Source organism: Streptomyces rimosus (assembly GCF_008704655.1).
In the GTDB taxonomy this organism is placed as follows: Bacteria; Actinomycetota; Actinomycetes; order Streptomycetales; family Streptomycetaceae; genus Streptomyces; species Streptomyces rimosus.
Genome location: NZ_CP023688.1, coordinates 8,104,535 through 8,122,500, shown reverse-complemented (window position 1 = coordinate 8,122,500; position 17,966 = coordinate 8,104,535). Strand labels below are relative to the sequence as shown.

Here is a 17,966-nt window from a genome sequence, read left to right as displayed (position 1 = left end):
GCGAGGGCCACGGCGTGCTGACGCACCTCGGTATCGACACCGTCCAGCTCAACGGCGAGGGCTTCGAGCTGCTCGTCAACAAGGGCGACACCGTCACCCGCGGCCAGGCCGTCGTGCGCTGGAACCCGGCCGCCGTCGAAGAGGCCGGCAAGTCGCCGGTCTGCCCCGTCGTCGCGCTGGAGGCGACCGCCGACTCCCTCGGCGAGGTCGTCGAGGACGGCGAGGTCAAGGCGGGCGAGCAGCTCTTCAGCTGGCAGTAGGCCCCCGCCGTCCTGACGGCACGTACGACAACCACCGCGGCGGCAGAGACCGCCGCACCAACCGGAGACGGGTGAAATGGAGACAACGCTGCGAGGCGTCGGCGTGAGCCACGGTGTGGCGATCGGCGAGGTGCGGCACATGGGCACGGCGGTGCTGGAGCCGCCGGCCAAGCAGATCCCGGCGGAGGAGGCGGAGCGCGAACAGGGGCGTGCCCGCAAGGCCGTGGAAGCTGTGGCTGCCGATCTGATCGCGCGGGGCAACCTGGCGGGCGGCGAGGCGCAGGCCGTGCTGGAGGCCCAGGCCATGATGGCCCAGGACCCCGAGCTGATGGCCGACGTCGAGCGGCGCATCGCCGTGGGCAGCACCGCCGAGCGCGGTGTGTACGACGCGTTCGCCGCCTACCGGGCGCTGCTGGCGGGTGCCGGTGAGTACCTGGCCGGGCGGGTCGCCGACCTCGACGACGTGCGCAACCGCATCGTCGCGCGCCTGCTGGGCGTGCCGATGCCGGGCGTGCCGGACAGCGACGAGCCGTATGTGCTCATCGCGCGGGACCTGGCGCCCGCCGACACGGCGCTGCTGGACCCGACGCTGGTGCTCGGTTTTGTGACCGAGGAGGGCGGCCCGACCAGCCACAGCGCGATCCTCGCGCGGGCGCTGGGAGTGCCGGCCGTGGTCGCGCTGCCGGGCGCGGGTGAGCTGGTCGAGGGCACCGTCGTCGCCGTCGACGGCAGCACCGGCGAGATCTTCGTGAACCCGAGCGCCGAGAAGCGCGCGGAGCTCGAGCAGGCCGCCGAGGCCCGCAAGGCCGCGCTGGCCGCCTCGACCGGTCCGGGCGCCACCTCGGACGGGCACAAGGTGCCGCTGCTGGCGAACGTCGGCGGTCCCTCGGACGTGCCGGCGGCCGTGGAGGCGGGTGCCGAGGGCGTCGGACTGTTCCGTACGGAGTTCCTCTTCCTCGACGACAGCAAGAAGGCGCCGTCGCAGGAGAAGCAGGCCGAGGCGTACCGCAAGGTACTGGAGGCCTTCCCCGAGGGCCGGGTCGTGGTGCGCGTGCTGGACGCGGGCGCCGACAAGCCGCTGGACTTCCTGACGCCGGGCGACGAGCCGAACCCCGCTCTGGGCGTGCGCGGTCTGCGGACGCTGCTGGACCACCCCGAGGTGCTCCGTACGCAGCTGGCCGCGCTGGCCGAGGCCGCCGCCGGACTGCCGGTCTACCTTGAGGTCATGGCCCCGATGGTGGCCGACCGTACCGACGCGAAGGCTTTCGCCGACGCGTGCCGCGAGGCGGGGCTGCAGGCGAAGTTCGGCGCGATGGTGGAGATCCCGTCCGCCGCGCTGCGCGCCCGGTCGATCCTTCAGGAGGTCGAGTTCCTGTCGCTGGGGACCAACGACCTGGCGCAGTACACCTTCGCCGCCGACCGTCAGGTCGGTGCGGTCTCGCGGCTGCAGGACCCGTGGCAGCCGGCGCTGCTCGACCTGGTGGCGGTCTCGGCCGAGGCCGCGAAGGCCGAGGGCAAGAGCTGTGGTGTCTGTGGCGAGGCGGCCTCCGATCCGCTGCTGGCGTGTGTGCTGACGGGTCTGGGCGTGACGAGCCTGTCCATGGGCGCCGCGTCGATTCCGTATGTGCGCGCGACGCTGGCCAAGCACACGCTGGCGCAGTGCGAGCGTGCGGCGGCCGCGGCGCGGGCCGCGGACACCGCCGAGGACGCGCGCGCCGCCGCGCAGGCGGTGCTTTCCGGAGAGTGATCACCGGACAGCCGCGCGGCTGAGCTGGTACGGACGGCCGTCCCGCCCTTGTGGCGGGGCGGCCGTCCGGCGTTTTCGGCGTGGTGCCGGGAACCGGCCGCCCCTCCCCCGCGGCTGCCGTCACCGGTGGTCGTGGCCTTCTGTCGGTGGTGGGTCGGGCAGGGTGAGCCCCGCGTGGTAGTCGACGCCGTGCTCGGGCGGGACCGGTTCGCCGGAGTCGGCGTCGGTGCAGTAGGCCGTGAAGACCTCGGCGGCGGTGAGCGGGTGCAGCCAGGCGTCGCGCAGGATCCAGCCGCGGACCGCGTCGCGGTCGTCGGTCCTGCTCGTGCGCGACACGATGCCGCCGGGACTGCGCAGGGCGACGCCCACGGCGAGGACCGTGCAGAAGAGCAGTGTCGCGGCCTCGGACAGCTCCAGCCGTCCGTCGTCGTCGGAGGCGGCGTGCAGGACGGCGAGGAGCGGGGCGCCGCTCGCGGGGACACTGCACACCAAGTGGTGGGTGCCGTCGCCGAGCGTGTCCAGCAGCGAGGTGACCGCGCGGGAGGCGCGGGCGAAGGCGGCGCGGGCCAGGTCCTCGCCGCAGTCGGCGCAGGCGCCGGTGCGGGCCAGGAGGCCGGTGGCGCGCTCCCAGGTCGCCTGGCGCTCCGCCTCGTCGATGAGCAGGGGCAGCAGACGGGTCAGGGTTTCGCCGCGATACGGCACGGTGGCGCCCGTGCAGGCCAGTTCGGCCGTGTACCGGGAGCGGCTGTCGGGGCGGTCGGGGTCCAGGTCGGCGTCGGTGCAGAACGTTTCGTACGCGACCGGGTCGAAGAGGGTGACGGTGGTGTGGATGCCCTGGGCGGTCAGGGAGCGCAGCAGGGTCTCCATCTGCTGGAGGTAGGCGGTGTGGTCGTCGAACGGGAAGGTGCGGTAGCGGCGCATGGCCGCGAAGTCCTGCGCGTCCGCCAGGACGGCGGCGGTGCTGGGGACTTCACGGCGCAGCATGCGGCGCGCGGCGGCGGGGCCGCTCGGGTCGGCGGGTGTGGTGTGTCGGGACGGTGCTGCCATGACTCCCCCTCGGTCGGTGCGTGCGACTCGCTCCACGAGCTGCACTGGTGACTGAGAGTAGTCGGGGGGTCTGACAACGGCCGTCCGGGACGGCCCGCTGCGGCTACGTCATGGAGCGGGCGGAACCCTCCACCCGCGCGGCTACCCCTCCTGGGCCGCGGGCCCCGCCGCCCGCTCCGCCGCGATCCGCTCGTAGAACCGCAGCAGTTCGATGTTGTCCACCGACCCCGGGTTGACCGCCTTCTCCAGTGGCGTGCCCTGGAGGAGCCGCTTGACCGGGACCTCGATGCGCTTGCCCGTGAGGGTGTGGGGTACGCCGGGGGCCTCGATGATCTCGTCGGGGACGTGGCGCGGGGAGCACTGTTCGCGCAGGGTGCGCTTGACGCGGTCGCGCAGCGCGTCGTCCAGGACGGCGCCGGGCGCGAGGTGGACGAACAGCGGCATCCAGTAGCCGCCGTCGGGCAGTTCGAGGCCGATGACGAGGGACTCGCGGATCTCGGGGAGGCGTTCGACGGCCTCGTAGATGTCGGCGGAGCCCATCCGTACGCCCTGGCGGTTCAGGGTGGAGTCGGAGCGGCCGTGGATGACGACCGAGTTGCGCGAGGTGAGGGTGATCCAGTCGCCGTGCCGCCAGACGCCGGGGTAGGTGTCGAAGTAACTGTCGTGGTAGCGGGTGCCTTCGGGGTCGTTCCAGAAGCGGACGGGCATGGACGGCATGGGGTTGGTGACGACGAGTTCGCCGACCTCGTCGATGAGCGGCTTGCCGTGCGGGTCCCATGCCTGGAGGTCGGTGCCGAGGCAGGGGGCCTGGAGTTCGCCGATGTGGACGGGCAGGGTCGGCGCGGCGCCGGCGAAGCAGCTGCACACGTCCGTACCGCCGCTGACGGAGGCGATCCACAGGTCGGCGGCCACCTCGTCGTGCAGCCAGCGGAAGCCGTCGGGCGGCAGCGGGGAGCCCGTCGTGGCGACGCATTTGACGGCGGAGAGGTCGAGGTCGCGGCCGGGGTGCACGCCGGCCTTGCGGCAGGCCATCACGTACGCGGCGGAGGTGCCGAAGAGGGTGGTGCCGGTGCGTTCGGCGATGCGCCACTGGGCGGCGGTGTCCGGGTGGCCGGGGCTGCCGTCGTACAGGACGATCGTGGCGCCCACGAGGAGGCCGGAGACGAGGAAGTTCCACATCATCCAGCCGGTGGAGGTGTACCAGAAGAAGCGGTCGTCGGGGCCGAGGTCGCAGTGCAGGCCGGTCTGCTTGAGGTGTTCCAGGAGGATGCCGCCCTGGGACTGGACGATGGCCTTGGGCAGTCCGGTGGTGCCGGAGGAGTACAGGACCCACAGGGGGTGGTCGAAGGGGACCTGTTCGAAGACCGGCTCGGTGGCGGCGGAGGTGAGGTCGGCCCATTCCAGGGCGCCTTCGGGGGCGGGGGTGCCCAGGAGGGGGATGTGCACGACGGCCCTGAGGGTGGGCAGTTCGCGGCGGAGTTCGGCGACGGTGTCGCGGCGGTCGTGTTCCTTGCCGCCGTAGCGGTAGCCGTCGACGGTGAACAGGACGACCGGCTCGACCTGCTGGAAGCGGTCCAGGACGCTGCGGGCGCCGAAGTCGGGCGCGCAGGAGGTCCACACCGCGCCGACGGCGGCGGTGGCCAGGAGGGCCACGACGGCCTGCGGGACGTTGGGGACGTAGCCGCTGACGCGGTCGCCGGGGCGTACGCCGAGGCGGCGCAGTTCGGCGGCGAGGGAGCCGACCTGGGTGCGCAGCGCGGACCAGGTGACGGTGGCCGGTTCGTGGGTCTCGTCCACGTACAGCAGCGCGGGGGCGTCCGCGCGGTCCGGGTCCTCGGCGGCGCGCAGGGCGTGTTCCGCGTAGTTGAGGGTGGCGCCGGGGAACCAGCGGGCGCCGGGCATGGCGCGGTCGGCGAGCACGGTGTCGTACGGGGTGGCGAAGCGGACGTCGAACCAGTCGGCGACGGCCTGCCAGAAACGGGACAGTTCGGTCACCGACCAGCGGTGCAGCGCGGCGTAGTCCGCGACCGGGTCGCCGGAGTCGCGCGCGGGGGCGCCGTGCCTGTCGGCCGCCCAGTCGTGGAAGCGGGTGAGCCGGGCGCCGGCGATGCGGTCCGGGCCGGGCTGCCAGAGGGGTTCCGGCTGCGGGACGGACTGCGGTGCGGTGGTCATGATCGGCTCCCGGCTGTACGCGGCGTTGCGTGGACGCGGTGTGGGCGTGCGGTACGCGGTGGTGTCCCCGTACGGCCGGAGGGTCGCCCCGGCGCAGCGCGGGGGCGCGTGCGTGTGACACGGCTGGGCAGGACGATGCCACGTGATCGACTTGTGCGCCAGGGTCGGCCGCACATTCTGGGCGGCGGCGGGCGGGCCCGGGTGCGCTCCGGCGGCACCGGTGTGCCGTGGGTGGGCTTCCGGTTCTTCCTGGGTGAACGGGAGTTGAACGGTGCCCCCGCGCCGCACCGTCGATGGCAGGCTGAGCAGCATGGACGGGCATGATCAGGTGCGGTCGGTGCGGTGGGACAGGGTGGCCGGCGCGGTCCGGGCCCTCGGCTCGGTACGGGGGCTGCGGACGTGGCGGTGGGCGTGGCGGCGGCGCCGGGCGGACGCGCTGGGGCTGCCGCGGCGCGGCCCGGAGCGGGCGCGGGTGCCGGGCGCGGCGGTGCGCATGGAGCCGCAGCCGGGCGGCGGGGTGATCCATTTCGCGCGTTCGTCGCTGCGGGTGCGGGTGGCGGCGGGCGGCGCGGTGTTCTGCGGCTGGGACGGCGCGGCGCCGGAGCCGTCGTACGCGCTGGCCGGCGGGTGCCCGGAGCCGGACGCCCGGGTGGTGCTGGAGCCCGATACGGAGGGCGGCTGGCGGGTGGTGGCGGAGCGGGTGACGGTGACGGTCTCGCGGCACGGCGCGGTGGACGTCCGGACGCCGGGCGGCGTGGTGCTGCGGCGGGAGCTGCCGCCGCGCTGGTGGGACCGGGTGCCAGGGGACGACGGTGACATGCCGGGCGAGCGGCCCGTGGACTCGCGGTGGGTGCAGCGTGCGGAGGTGGCGGCCGACGCGCGGTTCTTCGGGCTGGGCGGCCGGTCGGCGGGGCCGCGGCTGCGCGCAGGAACGTACCGGCTGTGGAACACCGACCCGGGCGGCGCGTTCGTGCCGGGCGACGATCCGCTGTCCGTCACGATGCCGGTGCAGTTCGTGGTGGCGGACGCCGGTACGCATCTGGTCTTCCACGACAACTCCTGGGACGGCGCGGTGACGCTGCGCGAGGGCGTGGAGGGGGCCGGGTCCGGGCACGACCGGCCGGGCTGCGCCGAGCTGCGGATGGACGGCGGCCCGTTGCGCTACTGGATCCTGGTCGGCACACCGGCCCGTGTCCTGCAGTGCTGGACGGCGCTGACCGGGGCGCCCGCGCTGCCGCCCGGGTGGGCGCTGGGCCCGCAGCACGCCCGGTGGGGTTTCGGCAGCCAGGCGGAGGTGCGGCGGGTGGTCTCCGGCTATCAGGAGCGCGGGCTGCCGCTGTCCGCCGTGCACCTGGACATCGACCACTTCGACGGCCACCGCGTCTTCACCGTGGACCGCACGGCGTTCCCCGACCTGCCCGGCCTGGCGCGCGAGCTGCGCTCGGAGGGCGTGCGGCTGGTGTCCATCGTCGATCCCGGGGTGAAGGCGGAGCCGGGCAACGCGGTGTACGAGGGCGGGGCGGCGGCCGACGCGTACGTACGGGACGCGCGGGGCCGGGAGGTGCGCGGGGTGGTGTGGCCGGGCGAGGCGGTCTTCCCGGACTTCACGGACGCGCGGGTGCGCAAGTGGTGGGGCGGGCTGTACGCGGAGCGGGTGGCGCAGGGCTTCTCCGGGGTGTGGCACGACATGAACGAGCCGGTGTCGTTCGCGGCGTTCGGCGATCCGTCGCTGCCGCGCTCGGCGCGGCACGCGCTGGAGGGCCGGGGCGGCGACCACCGGGAGGCGCACAACGTGTACGGGCTGGCGATGGCGCGCGCCGGGCACGACGGACTGCTGGAACAGCGTCCCGAGGAGCGGCCGTTTCTGTTCTCGCGCTCCGGGTGGGTGGGCATGCAGCGGTACGGGGGCACGTGGTCGGGTGATGTGGCGACCGGCTGGCCGGGGCTGCGGGCGTCGCTGTCGCTGGTGCTGGGGATGGGTCTGTGCGGCGTGCCGTACAGCGGTCCGGACGTCGGCGGGTTCTCGGGGGTGCCGTCGCCGGAGCTGTATCTGCGGTGGTTCCAGATGGCCGCTTTCCTGCCGCTGTTCCGTACGCACTCGGCGATGACCGCGGGGCGGCGGGAGCCGTGGGAGTACGGGCCGGAGGTGCTGGAGCACGCGCGGGCGGCGCTGCTGGAGCGGGTGCGGCTGCTGCCGTATTTCGTGACGCTGGCGCAGTTGGCGCGGCTGGCGGGGGCGCCGTACGTCCGTCCGGTGTGGTGGCACGCGCCGCGCGACCGGAAGCTGCGCGACTGCGAGGACGCCTTCCTGCTGGGGGACGCGCTGCTGGTGGCGCCCGTGCTGGGGCCCGGGGTGACGCGGCGGACGGTGCGGCTGCCGCGCGGCCGCTGGTACGACACGGCGAGCGGGCGCGCCTACGACGGCCCCGGGCAGGTGCTGGTGGACGCCCCGCTGTCCCGGATTCCGGTGCTGGCGCGCGCGGGCGCGGTGCTGCCGGTGGCGGGTGCGGACGGTGCCACGGAGCTGGAGGTGTGGGCGCCGAAGCCCGGCCGGCACGGCGGCGGCCTGGTCGTGCCGGACGCCGGGGACGGCTGGGAGCATCCGGAGGTCGAGCGCTACGAGACACGGCTGGAGGACGGACGGGTGGTGGTCGAGCGGCAAGGTGGCGGTGAGGTGGGCTACCGCGTACGGGTACGCGGTCTGCCCGACGGCACCTCATAGGCCGCTGTTTATTCATTGGTTGATCCGTCGGCCGATTACGTAGATTGCTGCGTTCGCACAGCGGAACCGGAGCGTACGACGGAAGGGCGGACACGATGGCCGATGGCGAAGACCGGGGGATCGGGTCGATCGCGGACCTGGTGACACCGATGGCGGTACGGGTCGCGGCGACGCTGCGGGTGGCCGATCATCTGGCGGGCGGGGTGCGGACGGCGCGGGAGCTGGCCGCGGTCACCGGGGCCGACGCCGGTGTACTGGAGCGGGTCCTGCGGCACCTGGTGACGGTGGACGTGTTCAGCCGGGACGCCCAGGGGCGGTACGGGCTGCTGCCGCGCGGCGAGGAGCTGCGCGACGGCCATCCGTCCGGCGTGCGGCGGCGGCTCGACGCGGAGACCGCGCTCGGCCGGGGCGATCTCGCGTTCGTGGCGCTGCTGCATTCCGTACGGACCGGGGAGGCCGCCTACCCCCGGCACTACGGCCGTTCCTTCTGGGAGGACCTGCGGGCGGACCCGAAGCGGACCGCCGACTACGACGCGGAGATGGGCGCCGACGCGACGGCGTGGGCCGAGGCCGTGGTGCCCGCCTTCGACTGGGGCACGCTCGGGCGGATCATGGATGTCGGTGGTGGCAACGGCACGCTGCTGGCTGCGCTGCTCACGGCGTACCCCGAGATGCGGGGCACCGTGTTCGACCAGCCGGAGACCGTACGGGCGGCGCGCGCCGCACTGGCCGCGGCCGGGCTGGCGGACCGCGGGGACGCCGTGGCGGGCGACTTCTTCGGGGCGCTGCCCTCCGGGGCGGACGGCTACGTCCTGTCGGCGATCCTGCACGACTGGGACGACGACGCGGCGCGCACGATCCTGCGGCGGTGCGCGGAGGCGGCGGGCGCGCACGGCCGGGTGCTGGTCGTGGAACGGGTCGGTGCGGACGGCGAGTCGGTGCACACCGGCATGGACCTGCGGATGCTGGTCTACTTCGGCGCGCGGGAGCGCGGGGTCGCGGAGCTGACGGAACTGGCGGCGGGGGCCGGGCTGCGGGTGGCCGGAGTGCATCAGGCGGGCGATCTGGCCGTGGTGGAGATGGTGGCTGCCTGACCGGGCCGTCCGGCCGGGTCCTTACACGCCGCGCGGTGCCGGTGGTAGACGAGTGGCATGACGAGACTCGCTGCCGCGCTGCGCGGCCTCACCGTCACCGCAGCCGCCGTCGCCCTGACCACCGCCGCCGTTCCGGAGGCGACCGGTACCGTACCGAAGGCCAGCACTGCCGTACGCGGCGCCGCGGAGACGGCGCCGCCGGAGTTCGTCGCGCTGCGCGACGTGGATCCGACGATCCGCCAGGAGATCCGCTACTTCACGCCGCACACCTTCATGGGCGTGCCGGTCACCGGCTACCGGCAGCCGATGTGCATCCTGACCCGGGACGCCGCCCGCGCTCTCCACCGCGCCCAGCTCTCCTTCCTCCGCCGCGGCTACACGCTCAAGGTGTACGACTGCTACCGGCCGCAGCGCGCCGTGAACCACTTCGTGGACTGGGCGAAGGACCTGAAGGACCAGCGGATGAAGGGCGAGTTCTATCCCCGGATCGACAAGTCGACCCTCTTTCGAGACGGCTATATCGCCGAGAAATCCGGGCACAGCCGCGGCAGCACCGTCGATCTGACACTGGTCCGCCTGCCGGGCCCGCCCACCCGTCCGTACATTCCGGGCGAGCCCCTGCGGAAGTGCTACGCGCCGAAGGCGCAGCGCTTCCCCGACAACTCGCTCGACATGGGAACCGGCTTCGACTGCTTCGACACCCTGGCGCACACCCTCGACCCCCGGGTGCAGGGCCGGCAACGCGCGAACCGCCTGCTGTTGAAGCAGGGCCTGGAGAACGCGGGATTCCGCAACTACGACAAGGAGTGGTGGCACTACACCTTCACGCCGGAGACCTTCCCTGACACATATTTCGACTTTCCGGTGTGGCGGCGGGCGCTGAGCGGTGGGCACTGAGCGAGGCACCGCAGAACCGGGGCGCGGAACCACCCCCGTCGGTCCCGCGCCCCGGCTCCGCCTTGGTGGACGCCGTACGGGTGCATCCGGTTCACACGGATTCGGGGGGAAAGGCATGATCCTTTCTGTGCGGTGGGGCGTGGGCGGGTGGGGCGGGGTTCCGTGGCGCGGCTGGGGCGTGGCAAACTCCTGACGGTGCGTCAGTTCGTGTTCTGAGATTGCCTGTTGCCGGGAGGTGCTCGTGGCACGTACGCGCAGGCCGGTGGTGCCGGGGTGGTTCACCGGGGGCGGGGACACGGATGGGGGCGGGCCGGGCGCCGAGAACTTTCGGCTGCTGGGGACCCGGTGCGGTGCCTGTGGGGCGGTGTTCTTCCCGCGGGTGGACTCCTTCTGCCGCAACCCGGGCTGCGCCGGTACGGAGCTGATGGAGGTGCCGCTGTCGCGGCGCGGCACGGTGTGGTCGTACACGGACGGGCGGTACCGGCCGCCGCCGCCGTACGTCTCGGACCCGGAGGTGCCGTGGCAGCCGTACACGCTGGTGGCGGTGGAGCTGGCGGCGGAGCGGATGGTCGTGCTGGGGCAGGCGGCGCCGGGGGTGACGGTCGCGGATCTGCGGGTGGGGATGCCGGTCGAGGTGGTTCCCGGGGTGCTCGGGGAGGACGCGGAGACGGTGTGGACGACGTGGTGGTGGCGGCCGGTGCCACAGGATGACCGGAGGCGGGCGTGACCGCTGATGTCGCGGTGCTCGGGACGGGGATGCACGCCTGGGGCAAGTGGGGCCGCAGTTTCGTCGAGTACGGGACGGTGGCGGCGCGGGCGGCGCTCGCCGACGCGGGCCTGGAGTGGGGCGATGTCCAGTCGGTCGTCGGAGCCGACACCGTGCGCGGCGGCTATCCCGGGTACGTGGCCGGCGCGACGTTCGCGCGGGCGCTGGGCTGGCAGGGCGCGCGGGTGACGAGCGTCTACGCGGCGTGCGCGTCCGGGGCGCAGGCGATCGCCGCGGCGCGGGCGCAGATTCTCGCGGGCCTGGCGGATGTGGTGCTGGTGGTGGGCGCGGACGCGGCGCCCAAGGGTTTCTTCGCCCCGGCGGGCGGCGACCGGCCCGACGACCCGGACTGGCTGCGCTTCCGGCTGCTGGGCGCGACCAACCCCGCGTATTTCGGGCTGTACGCGCGGCGCCGGATGGCGCTGTACGGGGACACGGCCGAGGATTTCGCGCGGGTGAAGGTGAAGAACGCGGCGGCGGGCGCGCTCAATCCGTACGCGCGCTACCGCAAGCCCGTGACGGCGGCGGAGGTCGCCGCGTCGCCCGTGGTCGCCGACCCGCTGCGGCTGCTGGACATCTGCGCCACGTCGGACGGCGCGGCGGCGCTGGTGCTGTGCGGTCCGGAGTACGCGCGCCGTCGCGGGGTGGCCGATCCCGTACGCATCCGGGCGGTCTCCACCGTGACGCCGCGCTATCCCCGTACGGACCTCGACCTGCCGGACATCGCGACCGATTCGGCCGCCGCCGTCCCGGAGCCGCCGGTCGCCTTCCGGCCCTCCATCGCCCGCGCCGCCTACGAGGAGGCGGGGCTCGGGCCGGACGATCTGTCGCTGGCGGAGGTGTACGACCTGTCCACCGCGCTGGAGCTCCAGTGGTACGAGGATCTGGGGCTGTGTGCCGAGGGCGAGGGCGCCAAGCTGCTGCGGGACGGGGCGACCGCGCTCGGCGGGCGGCTGCCGGTGAACCCGAGCGGCGGACTGGCGTCCTTCGGAGAAGCCGTGCCCGCGCAGGCAATCGCGCAGGTCTGCGAGCTGACCCGGCAACTGCGCGGGCAGGCGGGGGCGCGGCAGGTGCCGGGGGCGCGGGCGGGGATCGCGGTGAACCAGGGGCTGTTCGGGCATGGCTCGGCGGTGGTCGCGGTGCGGTGAGGGCGGACTCGGTGACGCGTGGGCGCGGACCGCTGCCCGACGGCTGCGCGGCCAGGCCGGGGCCCAGTAGGTGCCGGACGCGCGGGCATGGCTCGGCGGTGATCGCGCTGCGGTGACGGCAGCCCCCTGACGCGTGGGCGCGGGCCGTCCTCCGAACGTGCCGGAAGCGTGCGTGAACAGTGCGTGAATCGCGCTCCGGTGGTGTTTCCGGTGGGCATGCTGCTGCCGTGCCTGCCTGGACGGACCAGCTCCGATTCGCCTTCCAGCCCGTCGTGAACCTGGCGACCGGCTCGGTCGCCGCCCTGGAGATACTCGCCCGGCCCGAGCGCGGCGACGTGCTGACGGCGGCCCGGCGGTCCGCCGACCTGGATGCCGAGCTGGCCGGGCTCGGTGTACGGGCCGCCGGGCAGCAGGAGACGCTGCTGCCGCTGCACGTCAACGTGTTCGCGGCGACGCTTGCCGAGCAGCCGGGGCTGACCGCGCTGCGCAAGGCCGTACAGGACGTGGGCCGCCGGCCGTGGGAGATCACGGTGGACATCGGCGGGCCGTTCACGCACGTACCGCGGCGGGCGCTGCTGGACGCGGTGGCGGGGCTGCGGCAGGACGGCTACCGCATCTGCGCGGACGGGGTCGGTGACGGCGATCTGCCGCTACGGCTGCTCGGGGACCTCGGTCCCGACCTGGTGAAGCTGGACGCCTCGCTGTGCGCAGAGCCGGCCGAGGACCTGGGCGGGCGGGCCGCCGTGGCGGCGATGCGGCAGTTGTGCGAGGTGCTGGGGAGTCTGCTGGCGGTGGAGGGGGTGGAGACGGAGCGGCAGTACGCGGCGGTGCGCGCGGCGGGCGCGCAGCTGGCGCAGGGGTTCCTGTTCGCACCGCCCGCGCGGCGTGCGGCGGCCGATGTCTTCCTGCCGGAGCCGTCCGACGGGTACGGGCCCGTGCCGAGCGGGTACGCGGGCGGCGCGGCGGCGCTCCTGCCGCCGGCCGGGCCGCCGGTGACGCAGTTCCTGCAGCCCGCCGCGCTGCTGCCGATGTCCGCCTCGGCGGGCGCGGTGCACAGCCATCTGACGGGCTTCCCCGGCGTCTCCGGCGTGCTGCTGGTGGACCCGGACGGCGTGCCCGTACGGGCCATCGACCGCGACCGGTTCCTGCTGTCGCTGTCCGGCCGCTACGGTCACGCGCTGTACGCCGACCGCCCGGCGCTGCGGCTGGCCGACCGGCCGCGGACGGTGGGCGCCGACGCCACCGCCTGGGAGGTGCTGGACGTGGTGACGGACGGCGACCGGGACCGGACCGGGGACGATGTGGCGGTGGTGGACGAGCAGGGCCGGTGCGTGGGCGTCGTCCATCTCGCGGACATTCTGCGGGCGCTGGCCGAGAGCCGGGTGGAGGAGGCCGCGCGGCTCAACCCGCTGACCCGGCTGCCCGGTTCGGACGCGGTGAACGCCGAGGTGGACCGGCGGATCGCGGACGGCCGGGCGTTCGCCCTGAGCTGGCTGGACGTGGACCGGTTCAAGCAGGTCAACGACGGGGCCGGGTTCGCGGCGGGGGACGCGCTGATCCGCGCCGTGGGCCAGGCGCTGGCGCGTACGGCGGCGGAGCTGCCCACGGCGCGGGTGGGGCACATCGGCGGTGACGACTTCCTGGTGCTGGCCGGGCCGGACGAGCTGGAGCCGTTCGCGGCGGCGCTGCTGGACGTGCCGTGGTCGGCGGGCGGGCTGCCGGTGACGCTGTCGCTGGCGACGGTGGTGTGCGCGCCGGGCAGCGTGACCGGGCACGGGCCGGCCGCGGCGGCCCTGGCGCCGCTGAAGAAAGCGGCCAAGTCGTACGCGGGCGTGAGCAGTTGGGTGCTGGGGCGGCCCGGCACGCCGGGTCACGAGGTGCGCCGGGGGCGGCGGCGCGGCGACTGACGTCTCCCGCTCCCGGGTACCTTGACGCCCCGTCACCTGCGGTGAACACTTCCGGGTGTCCGTCGGAACACCGCCGCAGCCGGGGTCCCCGGCCGCGTGGCAGCGCTGCGCGCTGCCCGACTCCCCAGGGGCGGCTCCGGCGCACCGGCACGCTCGACGCGGACGCCGCGCGGGGCACGGCGGCCGAGCGCCCGCCGTCTCCCCGTGGCACGGGAAGTACCCACCCTGCACGGAGGACCGGGGGTTCGCTCCCCCGGGCCGGGGACAAGGAGCCAGCCATGTATTCCAACGGGGACATCTTCGTCGGCGAGGTCATCGGAACGGCCCTGCTGATCCTCTTCGGCGCCGGCGTGTGTGCCGCCGTCACCCTGCATTACTCCAAGGCGCGAGCGGCGGGCTGGGTGGTCATCGCGTTCGGGTGGGGCTTCGGCGTGCTCGCCGGTGCCTACACCGCGGCGCCGCTGTCCGGCGGGCACCTGAACCCGGCGGTGACGCTGGGCTCGGCGGTCGCGGGCGGTACGGAGTGGTCGAAGGTGCCGCTGTACATGGCGGCGCAGATGGTGGGCGCGCTGATCGGCGCCGTTCTGGCGTGGGCGCTGTACTACGCGCAGTTCGCGGCCAACGCGGAGGCGGACAAGGCGCAGCCCACGCTGGGGATCTTCTCGACCGCGCCGGAGGTACGCAACCCGGCCGCCAACCTGGTCACCGAGACCATCGCCACCATGGGGCTGGTGCTGCCGCTGCTGTTCTTCGGCCAGAACCAGGGCATCGGGATCGGGCAGGTGCCGGGCGCCGACGTGGGCGTCTACGGGTCCGGCATCAACGTCCTGCTCGTCGCGCTGCTCGTGGTCGGCATCGGCCTCTCGCTCGGCGGGCCCACCGGCTACGCCATCAATCCGGCCCGCGACCTCGGGCCGCGCATCGCCCACGCACTGCTGCCCATCCCCAACAAGGGCACCTCCGACTGGTCCTACGCCTGGATTCCGGTGGCCGGCCCGCTGCTCGGCGCGGTGCTCTCCGGCCTGGTGTTCAACGCGGTCTTCTGACCGGCCACGGCAGGCGGCCCGGACCGGCAACGACGAGTCAGGAGAGGCACATGACGGACGGCACCGCGCAGAAGTACGTCGCCGCGATCGACCAGGGCACGACCTCCAGCCGCTGCATCGTCTTCAACCAGGACGGCGCGGTCGTCGCCGTCGACCAGCGCGAGCACCGGCAGATCTTCCCCAAGCCCGGCTGGGTGGAGCACGACGCCGAGGAGATCTGGGCGAAGGTGCAGGCGGTGGTGGCGGGCGCGCTCGCCAAGGCGGGGCTGCGCGCCGACCAGCTGGCCGCGCTCGGCATCACCAACCAGCGCGAGACGACGGTGCTGTGGGACCGCGCCACCGGCAGGCCGGTGCACAACGCCATCGTCTGGCAGGACACCCGTACCGCGCGGCTCTGCCACGAGCTGGGCGGCACGGACGGCCAGGACCGCTTCCGCGCGGCCACCGGGCTGCCGCTGGCCAGCTACTTCTCCGGGCCCAAGGCGGCCTGGCTGCTGGACAGCGTGCCGGGTCTGCGGGCGCGGGCCGAGGCCGGGGAGATCGCCTTCGGGACGATCGACTCGTGGCTGATCTGGAAGCTGACGGGCGGTACGGACGGCGGGGTGCACGTCACCGACGTGACCAACGCCGGGCGCACCATGCTGATGAACCTCCACACGCTCCAGTGGGACACCTCGATCCTGTCCGCGATGCGGGTGCCGGAGGCGGTCCTGCCGGAGATCCGGTCCTCGGCGGAGGTGTACGGCACGGCGGTGGGCCAGCTGAACGGGGTGCCGGTGGCCGCGGCGCTGGGCGACCAGCAGGCGGCGGTGTTCGGGCAGACGTGTTACCGGGTCGGCGAGGCCAAGAACACCTACGGCACCGGATCGTTCCTGCTGCTGAACACCGGGCAGCGGCCGGTGCCCTCCAAGAGCGGGCTGCTGACGACGCTGGGCTACCAGCTCGGCGGGGAGGCCCCGGTCTACTGTCTGGAGGGCTCGATCGCCATCACCGGGGCGCTGGTGCAGTGGTTCCGGGACCAGCTGGGCATCATCGGGTCGGCGGACGAGATCGAGGATCTGGCAGCGCAGGTCCCGGACAACGGCGGCGCGTACATCGTCCCGGCGTTCTCCGGGCTGTTCGCGCCGTACTGGCGCTCCGACGCGCGCGGCGTAATCACCGGCCTGACCGGTTACGTCACCAAGGCCCACCTGGCCCGCGCGGTGCTGGAGGCCACCAGCTGGCAGACGCGCGAGGTGGTGGACGCCATGTACCAGGACTCGGGTGTGCAGATCACCGCGCTGAAGGTGGACGGCGGCATGACCGCCAACAACCTGCTGATGCAGCACCAGGCGGACGTGCTGGGCGTACCGGTGATCCGGCCGGTGGTCCCGGAGACGACGTGTCTGGGCGCGGCGTACGCGGCGGGCCTGGCCACCGGCGTGTGGCAGGACCTGGACGAGCTGACGGCGCACTGGAAGCGGGACACGGAGTGGACGCCGCGGATGGACGGGCCGACGCGGGAGCGCGAGTACGGCAACTGGCGCAAGGCGGTGGAGCGGAGCTTCGGGTGGCATGAGGGGGGTGCGGAGGGCGCGTAACGGGGTCCCCGCGTACCGGGGTCGCCGCGTGCCGGGGCCTGGCAGCCGCTGCCGGTGCCAGGCCCCCGCCGGTCAGCGGGACTCCGCCGGTCAGTAGGCGCGCGCCACGACGGCGACGTTGCCCGGCTGGTCGTCGCTCCCGGGGACCGAGCCGTCCGCGGCGACCAGGCAGCGTACGGACACGCCCCGCTCGGCCAGCTTCGCCTCACCCTCCGGGCCCAGCGCGGCCCAGGGGATGCGCGCCCAGCCGGTGCCGGCGGCCTCCACGGCTTCCTCGATCGTGGTCACCTCGGCGGTGCGGTCCTCGCGGTGTGCGCGGGACTGCGCCAGCAGCAGCGCCTGCTCGGCCTCCAGCACTCCGGGCAGCTTTCCGGGCAGCGCCTCGATCGCCGTCGGCTCCTTGCTGCCCGTGGCGCGGCGGACCAGTACGGCGGTGCCGTTCTCCAGGTCGCGGGGTCCGATCTCGATCCGTACGGGCACGCCCTTGAGCTCCCAGTCGACGGCGCGGCGGCCGAACGGCGTGTCCGTACGGTCGTCGACGTGGACGCGGACCCCGGCGGCCGTCAGCCGGTCGCCGATCCCGCGCGCCGTGGCCAGGACCTCCCCGTCGTCCCTGACGGCGACGACCACCGCCTGCACCGCGGCCAGGCGCGGCGGGACGCGCAGGCCGTCGTCGTCCCCGTGCGACATCACCAGCGCGCCGATCATGCGCGTCGTGGAGCCCCAGGAGGTCTGCCAGACGTACTCCTGCCGCCCGTCGCCCGTCAGGTAGCGCGTGCCGAAGGCCCTGGCGAAGTTCTGGCCGAGTTCGTGGCTGGTGGCCAGCTGGAGGGCTTTGCCGTCGCCCATCATCCCTTCCAAGGTGAGCGTGTTGACCGCGCCGGCGAACCGCTCCCCGGCCGTCTTGCGTCCCGGTACGACGTCCATGGCGAGGACGTTCTCCATGAAGTCGGCGTACACGTCCCGGTGGATGCGCGCGGCGTAGTCACGGGCGTCCTCGTAGGTGGCGTGCGCGGTGTGGCCCTCCTGCCACAGGAACTCCGTCGTGCGCAGGAACACGCGGGGGCGCAGTTCCCAGCGCACCACGTTCGCCCACTGGTTGATCAGCAGGGGGAGGTCGCGGTGGCTCTGCACCCACCGGGAGAAGGAGTCGTTGACGATCGTCTCGGAGGTGGGCCGGACGACGACGGGCTCCTCCAGCTCCTTGCCGCCGCCGTGGGTGACGACGGCCAGTTCGGGCGCGAAGCCCTCGACGTGCTCGGCCTCCTTGGTCAGGTAGGACTGCGGGATCAGCAGCGGGAAGTACGCGTTCTGCGCGCCCGCCTCCTTGATCCGGGCGTCCAGCTCCTGCTGCATCCGCTCCCACAGGCCGTAGCCGTACGGTCGGACGACCATGGTGCCCCGCACCGGCCCGTTCTCGGCCAGTTCCGCCTTGCCGATCAGATCCTGGTACCAGCGCGGGAAGTCGTCCGCGCGGGGCGTGAGAACGGGTGTTTTCGCCATGGCGCGCAGGGTAGGGCGCGCGCCCGTGCGCGCGCGACCGGAATTACGCCCTGTTCAAGCCTGTTCGGATCACCGGC

13 protein-coding genes (1 of these 13 cut by a window edge) are annotated in these 17,966 nt (G+C 73.9%); 10 read left to right on the top strand and 3 right to left on the bottom strand.

Annotated features, from left to right (window positions below):
* Both CP984_RS35610 and ptsP read left to right on the top strand, forming a co-directional pair.
* Positions 1-260, top strand: partial view of a PTS sugar transporter subunit IIA gene (locus CP984_RS35610; RefSeq protein ID WP_003987090.1) — the 3' portion only. 190 nt of this gene lie to the left of the window's left edge; only the last 260 of its 450 coding nucleotides appear in the window; the start codon falls outside the window, past its left edge; the stop codon is at positions 258-260.
* Positions 261-336: 76 nt separating this feature from the next.
* Positions 337-2,007 carry a phosphoenolpyruvate--protein phosphotransferase gene (gene ptsP / locus CP984_RS35605; protein ID WP_003987089.1) on the top strand — a complete coding sequence of 557 codons (1,671 nt, stop codon included), beginning with the start codon at positions 337-339 and terminating at the stop codon, positions 2,005-2,007.
* 120 nt (positions 2,008-2,127) lie between these two features.
* Here the strand turns inward: ptsP and CP984_RS41625 are convergent, their stop codons facing one another.
* Positions 2,128-3,054: a hypothetical protein gene (locus CP984_RS41625; protein WP_003987088.1), complete on the bottom strand. Its 927-nt coding sequence runs from the start codon at positions 3,052-3,054 to the stop codon at positions 2,128-2,130.
* A gap of 141 nt (positions 3,055-3,195) precedes the next feature.
* Positions 3,196-5,226, bottom strand: a complete 2,031-nt coding sequence (locus tag CP984_RS35595; RefSeq protein ID WP_030181505.1) for an acetoacetate--CoA ligase — start codon at positions 5,224-5,226, stop codon at positions 3,196-3,198.
* A 310-nt stretch (positions 5,227-5,536) separates the two neighbouring features.
* On the opposite strand from CP984_RS35595, the gene CP984_RS35590 reads away from it, so the two are divergent.
* From CP984_RS35590 to glpK, 8 genes are all read left to right on the top strand, one after another.
* Positions 5,537-7,948: a glycoside hydrolase family 31 protein gene (locus tag CP984_RS35590; protein ID WP_030181508.1), complete on the top strand. Its 2,412-nt coding sequence runs from the start codon at positions 5,537-5,539 to the stop codon at positions 7,946-7,948.
* Positions 7,949-8,043: 95 nt separating this feature from the next.
* Positions 8,044-9,042, top strand: a complete 999-nt coding sequence (locus CP984_RS35585) for a methyltransferase (protein WP_003986084.1) — start codon at positions 8,044-8,046, stop codon at positions 9,040-9,042.
* A gap of 57 nt (positions 9,043-9,099) precedes the next feature.
* The gene (locus tag CP984_RS35580) at positions 9,100-9,939 is read left to right on the top strand and encodes a M15 family metallopeptidase (protein ID WP_003986085.1); all 840 of its coding nucleotides are present in this window, start codon (positions 9,100-9,102) and stop codon (positions 9,937-9,939) included.
* A gap of 241 nt (positions 9,940-10,180) precedes the next feature.
* Positions 10,181-10,666, top strand: a complete 486-nt coding sequence (locus CP984_RS35575) for a Zn-ribbon domain-containing OB-fold protein (protein ID WP_086026285.1) — start codon at positions 10,181-10,183, stop codon at positions 10,664-10,666.
* Positions 10,663-11,853: a lipid-transfer protein gene (locus CP984_RS35570; RefSeq protein ID WP_003986087.1), complete on the top strand. Its 1,191-nt coding sequence runs from the start codon at positions 10,663-10,665 to the stop codon at positions 11,851-11,853. The genes CP984_RS35575 and CP984_RS35570 overlap by 4 nt, the downstream gene beginning before the upstream one ends.
* Positions 11,854-12,080: 227 nt before the next feature.
* A complete protein-coding gene (locus tag CP984_RS35565; protein ID WP_003986088.1) occupies positions 12,081-13,760 on the top strand; it encodes a GGDEF domain-containing protein in 1,680 nt (559 codons plus the stop codon).
* 278 nt (positions 13,761-14,038) lie between these two features.
* Complete coding sequence (locus CP984_RS35560; protein WP_003986089.1) at positions 14,039-14,806, top strand: MIP/aquaporin family protein; 768 nt, start codon at positions 14,039-14,041, stop codon at positions 14,804-14,806.
* Between the two features lie 50 nt (positions 14,807-14,856).
* Positions 14,857-16,386: a glycerol kinase GlpK gene (glpK, locus tag CP984_RS35555; RefSeq protein ID WP_003986090.1), complete on the top strand. Its 1,530-nt coding sequence runs from the start codon at positions 14,857-14,859 to the stop codon at positions 16,384-16,386.
* A 90-nt stretch (positions 16,387-16,476) separates the two neighbouring features.
* On the opposite strand, the gene proS is transcribed toward glpK, so the two are convergent.
* Positions 16,477-17,889: a proline--tRNA ligase gene (proS, locus tag CP984_RS35550; protein ID WP_003986091.1), complete on the bottom strand. Its 1,413-nt coding sequence runs from the start codon at positions 17,887-17,889 to the stop codon at positions 16,477-16,479.
* Positions 17,890-17,966: the final 77 nt, after the last annotated feature.